Consider the following 7,571-nt stretch of genomic DNA (forward strand, 5'->3'; position numbering starts at 1 on the left):
TGCCGCACCCAGTACTCCGCCGAACCCCACCCCTCCGACAGATCCCCGGAAACACCCGACACCACCGGGATGGACGGGGCGCCGAACGTCAGCCCGGCCACCACGGCACCGAACTCCGCCAACATCGGCTCCATCAACGGCGAATGGAACGCATGCGACACCCGCAACACACTCGACCTGCGGTCCTGACCAGCAAACTTCCCCACCAGATCAGCAACCGCCGACTCCGCACCCGAAACAACAACGGAACGCGGACCATTAACCGCGGCAATGCCCACCGCGTCGTTCAGGAGCGGAAGAACCTCCGCCTCCGTCGCCTCCACCGCCACCATCGACCCACCCGACGGCAACGCCTGCATCAACCGACCACGAGCCACCACAAGTTCAGCCGCATCGGTCAGGGACAACACCCCCGAGACATGCGCCGCCGCGATCTCCCCGACGGAATGACCCACCAGGAAGTCCGGACGCACCCCCCACGACTCCAACAACCGGAACAGGGCCGTCTCGACCGCGAACAGGCCGGCCTGGGCGAACATCGTCTGATTCAGCAGATCAGCGTCCTCACCCCACACCACCTCACGCAGGCTCACACCCAGCCTGGCATCCAACTCCGCCAGCACCGCGTCGAACGCCTCCGCGAACACCGGAAACGCACCGTACAACTCCCGACCCATCCCCAACCGCTGCGCACCCTGACCCGTGAACAGGAACGCCGTCCCACCGGCCGGCCGCACCGACCCCCGCACCACCAAAGACGACGACCCGCCCTCAGCCAGCGCGGTCAGACCAGCCACCAACTCCTCACGATCCGCAGCCGCCACCACCGCACGATGCTCCAGCACCGCCCGCGACACCACCGACGAAAAGCCCACATCAACCAACGACGACGAAGCATCGAGCTGCCCGAGCAACTTGCCCGCCTGACCCAACAACCCTGCATCACTCCGCGCCGACAACACCACCGGAACCACCGGCAACTCAACAGAGTCGACCGCCTCCGGCTCCTCCACCACCGGCGCCTGCTCCACAATCACATGCGCGTTCGTCCCACTCAGACCGAACGACGACACACCAGCACGCCTCGGCCGATCCCGCACCGGCCACGCACGCGACTCCGTCAACAACTCCACCGCTCCCGCATCCCAATCCACCTGCGGCGTCGGCACATCCACATGCAACGTCCTCGGCAACACACCATGCCGAATCGCCTGCACCGCCTTGATCACACCACCCACACCAGCAGCCGCCTGCGTGTGACCCAGATTCGACTTCAACGACCCCAACCACAACGGGTCACCGTCAACCCGACCCTGCCCATACGTCGCCAACAACGCCTGCGCCTCGATCGGATCACCCAACCGGGTCCCCGTCCCGTGCGCCTCCACCAAATCCACATCCGCAGTCCCAAGCCCGGCATTCTCCAACGCCGCACGAATCACCCGCTGCTGCGACGGACCATTCGGAGCCGTCATGCTGCTGGAGGCGCCGTCCTGGTTGATGGCGCTCCCCCGGACCAGGGCGAGCACAGGGTGTCCGTTGCGCTGCGCGTCCGAGAGGCGCTCCAGCATGAGGACGCCGACGCCTTCCGAGCAGCCGGTGCCGTCGGCTTCGGCTGCGAAGGACTTGCAGCGGCCGTCCTTGGCCATGCCGCGCTGGTGGCTGAAGTAGAGGAACATGTCGGGCGTCGTCATCACCGTCACGCCACCGACCAGCGCCATCGAGCACTCGTCGGACCGCAGCGCCTGGGCACCCAGGTGCAGGGCCACAAGTGAGGACGAGCAGGCGGTGTCCACGGTGACCGACGGGCCTTCGAGGCCAAGGGTGTAGGAGACACGACCGGAGACCAGGCTGCCGCCGGTCGTGGCGGCCGCTTCGGTGCCCAGTGCGTAGTCGTGGTACATCAGGCCGGCGAAGACGCCGGTCTTGCTGCCCTTCAGGGAGAGGGGATCGATCCCCGCACTCTCCACAGCCTCCCAGGACGCCTCCAGCAGCAAACGCTGCTGCGGATCCATCCCCAACGCCTCACGCGGCGAGATCCCGAACACCCCGGCATCGAAATCAGCCGCGTCATACAGGAAACCACCCTCACGCGTCACCGTACGATTCGGCTTCCCCGGCTCCGGATCGTACAACCCCTCCACATCCCACCCGCGGTCCACCGGAAACCCCGACACACCGTCCCGACCCTCAACCACCAGATCCCACAACTCATCCGGAGAACCCACACCACCCGGATAACGGCACGCCATCCCCACCACCGCGATCGGCTCGCCGGTGGACTTGCGTTCGGCGGCAGCGAGCCTTTTGCGCATGTCACGCAAGTCGGCTGTCGCCCGGCGCAGATACTCGAGAAGTTTTTCCTCGTTACTCACCGAGCATGCCCTCCTGTGTCATGACGTTCAGCGGACCGCGGACCCGGGTAAATGGCGGAATGAAGAGATGGAAGAGTGGGCCACTCGGAAAATTACGGTGCCGACGGACCTGTTGCCCACCCCTTAGTCGTGTCCCGGGTCCCCACAATCGGCCCCCTGTCCCCACCCCGGCCCACCCCAGAGCCGCGATGGGGTCGCAGGGTCGTTCGGGCGCCCAGCGGACCACCGACGGGGCACCTTGCTACCGCCCCCACCTGCGAGGATGCATACGTCTTCGGATGGCTTACGCCGGCACCGCAGCCGAGGACAGCCTCGGTGCGGGTCGTTCATAGGGGCGGGTAGGGGTACTGGTTCGGGGCCGCCGGGACTAGCGTCGAGGGTCGCGGTACCCCATTCCTGCCGGGCACACGGGCGGCCGGCCCGTTTCCGTTTCGTTCCGGCGCCTCCACCGTTTCCGCACCGCCGCGCACGTGGTCGTCCCTTCGTTCCTTCCGTCGCTTTCCGCGGACGGTCCCGCGCGTCGGTGCCGGTGCGGTCCGGCCGTGGTCCGGCGATCCCGGAATAACCATCCACTCCTTCGCACCTGAACCGGAGTCATCATGTGGGATGAGCAGTTCGACATTCTCCTTCGGAAGCAGTTGTCCTTCCTTTCGCCGGACGAGCCGATCACCGGCGACATGAAACTGCGTGAATTCGGTCTCGACTCGCTGGGGATGATCGAGCTCCTCGCGGGCCTCGAATCCGCCTACGAAGTACGCTTCCGCGACGAATCGCTCTCTCTTGAGATATTCGAGACCCCGCATACCCTCTGGGACTCGCTGCAACGTCTGCGCTGAGGGTCGCGGACATGCATGGCGTACCGCCCTTGCGTCTGCAGGAGGGCGACCGGGCCCGGCTGGAGGCGCTGACCCGCATGTCGACCGCGCCGGCCGGGCTCGTACGGCGGGCGCGGATCGTGCTGCTCGCGGCAGGGGGCGCTTCGAACACAGAGGTTGCCGCTCTGCTGCGGGTGTCCCGTCCGACCGTCCTCAAGTGGCGCTCCCGCTACGAGGATTCGGGCATCTCGGCTCTGGGGGACCTGCCCAGGCCGGGCCGCCCCGCGACAGTGGACGAGGTGGCGGTGCTCGTGGCCACGCTCTGCGACGGCGGCACGCCTCCGGCCCGGTTGCGGGCTCCGCACTGGTCCTCGCGGTTGCTCGCGGGCGAGCTGGGAATCGCCCACTCCACGGTTTCGCGTGTGTGGCGCAAGTGGGGGGTGCATCCGCATCACCCCGAGACGTTCCGGCTGCCCGCCGTGCCGCCCCTGCCGCCCGGCGCGCACCGCGGTGTCGTCGGTGTCTGTCGCGCGTCGCCGTGGAGGGCCGTGGTCCTGCGGGCGGATGACCGGCCGGGACACCGGCCCGAGGACAGGGTCCGGCCTCTGCTGCTCAACCGGCCCGGCCCGGGGGGCGAGAGGGTCTCCGCGCAGGTCGCGTTCCTGAACCTCCTGGATGCGGTCGTCCAGACCTACCCCTCATCTCCTGGGCTGCACGTGCTCCTGGACGGGAACGTGCGGGCGCGTCCCAGGGAGGTGCGCGAGTGGCTCGCGAGAAATCCCAGGGTCGTCCTGCACCACACACCGTCCACGTCCTCCTGGGCCGATGTCGCCGAGGTCCTCCTGCAGATGACCGGCCCGGCGCCGCGCCCCGGTGCGGCCGAGTCCATCCCCCTGTCGGCCCGGCCGTCGCGCTCCCCCGCCGACGCCCAGCCCCCGCGCTCCCCCGCAGATGTCCGTCGCGGTGCCCCGTACGAGTCACTCGGCGCCCCGATGTCCGGCGGGTTCCTCGCGGGCGACGAGCGCCCCTCCACCTCATCCATCCATCGCCACCCGGGGAACACTCATGGACCAGCCGTCGGCCCACGCCCTCTATGACCGTTTCCTGCGCGGACTCGCGCAGTCCCCTCAGGGGGTGGCCATTCGCGCCGGCGACGCCTCGCTGACGTACCGGGAGCTGTACGACCGGGCGCTGACCTGGGCGGGCTCGTTGCTGGCCGCGCTCCCTGAGCGTCCGGCCGCGGTGGGTGTTGTCGCGGGCAAGGGCCTCGACGCCTACACGGGCATTCTGGCCTGCCTGTTCACCGGGGTGCCGATGGTTCCGCTACAGCCCTCCTTCCCGGTGCTCCGTACCCTCCAGATGATCGAGGCCGCGGGGGTGGAGGCGCTGATCGTGGACGCCGACGCGGCGACGGCTCTGGACGGGCTGCGTGCGGAGGGCGTCGGGCTGCCGGCCCTGCTGGAGGGGGCCGCGGAGGGCACCGAGGGGGTTGTCGCCCCCGATCCGGCTTCGCGCCTGGCCCGCCCGCACCCGGTCGCGCCCGACGACATCGCCTATGTGCTCTTCACCTCCGGTTCCACCGGCCGGCCCAAGGGGGTGCCGGTCACGCAAGCCAACGGCGCCCACTACTTCGGTCTCCTCGACGCGAGGTACGACTTCGGCCCGCGCGATGTGTTCTCGCAGAACTTCGATCTGAACTTCGACTGTGCGATGTTCGACCTGTTCTGCGCGTGGGGCGCCGGTGCCACGCTGGTGGCCGTGCCGGCGGGCGCCTACCGGGACCTCCCCGGCTTCGTCGCTGAGCAGGGCATCACCGTCTGGTTCTCCACCCCCAGCGTGATCAGCCTGATCCGGCGCACCGGCCAACTCGCGGACGGTGCAATGCCTTCGCTGCGCTGGAGCTTCTTCGCCGGCGAGGCGGTGACCTGTCAGGACGCGACGGACTGGGAGCGCGCGGCGGACGGTTCGGCCGTCGAGAACCTCTACGGCCCCACCGAACTGACCATCACCATCACCCGGCACCGGTGGTCCCGTGAGACGTCGCCGCGGATCGCGGTCGCGGGTGTCGTTCCGATCGGGCCGGTGCACGAAGGGCACGCGTGGATGCTCGTCGGGGCCGATGGCGAACCCCAGTCGTCGGAGGGCGAACTGTGTGTGGCCGGCCCGCAGCTCACCGCCGGATATCTGGACCCGGCGGATGACGCGGGCCGGTTCCTCGACCGGGACGGTACCCGCTACTACCGGACGGGTGACCGGATCCGGCTGGGCGAGGACGGGCAGTTGCTCTACCTCGGCCGACTGGATCAGCAGGTTCAGATCCGTGGCGTCCGGGTCGAACTCGCGGAGATCGACGAGGCGTTGCGCCGGTGCCCGGGAGTGGAGGACGCCGTCGCGGTGCCGATGCCGTCCGATCAGGGCATCACCCTGGCCGCGTTCCACACCGGGGAGCGCGTGCCGCCGGTCGCCCTGGCCCGCGAGCTCAGCCGCACGCTCCCCCGGGCCGTACTCCCCCAGCACTTCTTCCACATCGCGGAATTTCCCCTCAACACCAATCGGAAGATCGACCGCCGGACACTGCAGCGCCGCGCGCTGGAGCTCCTCGGCCGACCGCACTGAGACCCCGGGGAACGGGGCCTCGCGGCTTCATTCCGCCGTCGATGAGTACGCGACACGCTTACGCGTACCTGGTACGCTCAGCGTGTTACGTACTCAGGGTCATGACGCAGGAAGGCATGGACGTTTGCCATGACAGAAATCAAGCCCAGGGCAGGGCTCAAGGAATGGCTCGGCCTCGTGGTGATCGTCCTGGTCACCCTGCTGATCGCCATTGACATCTCGGTACTCGGCTTCGCGATCACGCCCATCAGCGAGTCACTCAAGCCGAGCGCCACCCAGCTGCTGTGGATCATGGACATCTACAGCTTCGTGCTGGCCGGTGCGCTGATCACGATGGGCTGGGTGGGCGACCGCTTCGGCCGGCGGAAGCTCCTGATCATCGGCGCACTGATCTTCGGCGTCGCGTCCGCGCTCGCCGCGACGGCGGACAGCCCCGAGATGCTCATCGGCTCACGCGCCCTGCTGGGGCTCGGCGCGGCGACGCTGACGCCCACCTCCCTGGCCCTGATCCGCAACATGTTCCACGATTCGAAGCAGCGCAAGTCGGCCATTGCCGCCTGGAGCGGCACCCTCGCCACCGGTGCGGCCATCGGTCCGGTCGTGGGCGGCCTGCTGCTGAACAACTTCTGGTGGGGCTCCGTCTTCATGATCAACACCCCGGTGATGGTGCTGGTGCTCATCCTGGCCCCGATCCTGCTGCCGGAGCGGCGCGACCCCTCGCGCGGCAAGCTGGACGTGCTCGGCGCGTTCCTGTCCGTCGCGGGCATCATGCCGTTCATCTACGGCCTGAAGGAGCTGGCCGTCGACGGCTGGTCCCGTGACCCCGCGATCTGGGCCGCCGTCGGCGCCGTCCTGCTCATCGCCTTCGTGCAGCGTCAGCGCATGACGACCCACCCGCTCATCGACATCTCGCTCTTCCGCTACGGCGGCTTCACCGGCGCGATCATCACCAACCTGATGGTGATGTTCTCGTTCATGGGCGTCAGCATCCTGACCAACCAGTTCCTCCAGATGGTGCTGGGCATGACGCCGTTCCGCGCGGCCCTGTGGTCCATGGCGGTCATGCCGGCGATCGGGATCGCGGTCGGCCTCGTATCGGCCCTGTCCCGCAAGGTCAAGCCGGTCTATCTGGTCGCCAGCGGCATGCTGGTGATGGCCATCGGCTTCGGCGTACTGAGCCGCCTCACCGTGGACTCGAACGTCGCCGTCCTGCTGGTGGGCGTGGGACTGATGGCGGCCGGCATGACGGCCTCGAAGACGCTCACGGCGGAGATCGTCGTCACCTCCGCGCCGAAGGAGCACGCCGGATCGTCCACCGCCACATCGGAGACGTTCACCGAGTTCGGCAGCGCGTTCGGCTTCGCGGTCATCGGGAGCATCGGATCCGCCATCTACCGCCATGACATGAACGCTGTGAACCCGGCCGGTCTCGGCGGCGAGGCGCTGGGCGCGGTACGCAACACCATCGGTGGCGCGGCCACCGTCGCGGCCCAGCAGCCGGCCGCGATCGGCGCCGATCTGCTCGCCGCCAGCCGCGAGGCCTTCACCCACGGTCTCCAGGTGGCCGCGATGTCCGGAGCCGCCGCCATGGTGGTGATGGCCGCGATCGTCGCCCTGCTGCTGCGCAAGGTACCGATCGAGACGGGCGAGCCGATCGACCCGTACGACATCGACGCACCGGCGACCGTCCCCGCTCAGGGACACATGCAGCCCACCGCGGGCTGAGGCGGCCGGACACGACGAAGAAGGGGGCTGGCTCCCCTGC

The 7,571-nt window shown here is 68.7% G+C and carries 5 protein-coding genes; 4 read left to right on the forward strand and 1 reads right to left on the reverse strand.

Going from position 1 to position 7,571, the window contains the following annotated elements:
• Window positions 1-2,375: type I polyketide synthase (locus tag ACFVJX_RS35805; RefSeq protein WP_385746736.1), on the reverse strand; the 2,375-nt coding region annotated here is incomplete at its 3' end.
• 599 nt (window positions 2,376-2,974) lie between these two features.
• Here ACFVJX_RS35805 and ACFVJX_RS35810 point away from each other — a divergent pair.
• The 4 genes from ACFVJX_RS35810 to ACFVJX_RS35825 all read left to right on the forward strand — a co-directional run bounded on the left by ACFVJX_RS35810 (window position 2,975) and on the right by ACFVJX_RS35825 (window position 7,531).
• Complete coding sequence (locus ACFVJX_RS35810) at window positions 2,975-3,211, forward strand: acyl carrier protein (protein WP_384136830.1); 237 nt, start codon at window positions 2,975-2,977, stop codon at window positions 3,209-3,211.
• An 11-nt stretch (window positions 3,212-3,222) separates the two neighbouring features.
• Window positions 3,223-4,287: a helix-turn-helix domain-containing protein gene (locus tag ACFVJX_RS35815; RefSeq protein WP_384136832.1), complete on the forward strand. Its 1,065-nt coding sequence runs from the start codon at window positions 3,223-3,225 to the stop codon at window positions 4,285-4,287.
• Window positions 4,256-5,806, forward strand: a complete 1,551-nt coding sequence (locus tag ACFVJX_RS35820) for an AMP-binding protein (RefSeq protein WP_384136834.1) — start codon at window positions 4,256-4,258, stop codon at window positions 5,804-5,806. Before ACFVJX_RS35815 ends, ACFVJX_RS35820 begins: the two co-directional genes overlap by 32 nt.
• Window positions 5,807-5,935: 129 nt before the next feature.
• Window positions 5,936-7,531, forward strand: a complete 1,596-nt coding sequence (locus ACFVJX_RS35825) for an MFS transporter (protein WP_384136836.1) — start codon at window positions 5,936-5,938, stop codon at window positions 7,529-7,531.
• Window positions 7,532-7,571 lie beyond the last annotated feature (40 nt).

This window comes from Streptomyces sp. NPDC127177, assembly GCF_042672475.1.
Classification (GTDB): Bacteria; Actinomycetota; Actinomycetes; order Streptomycetales; family Streptomycetaceae; genus Streptomyces.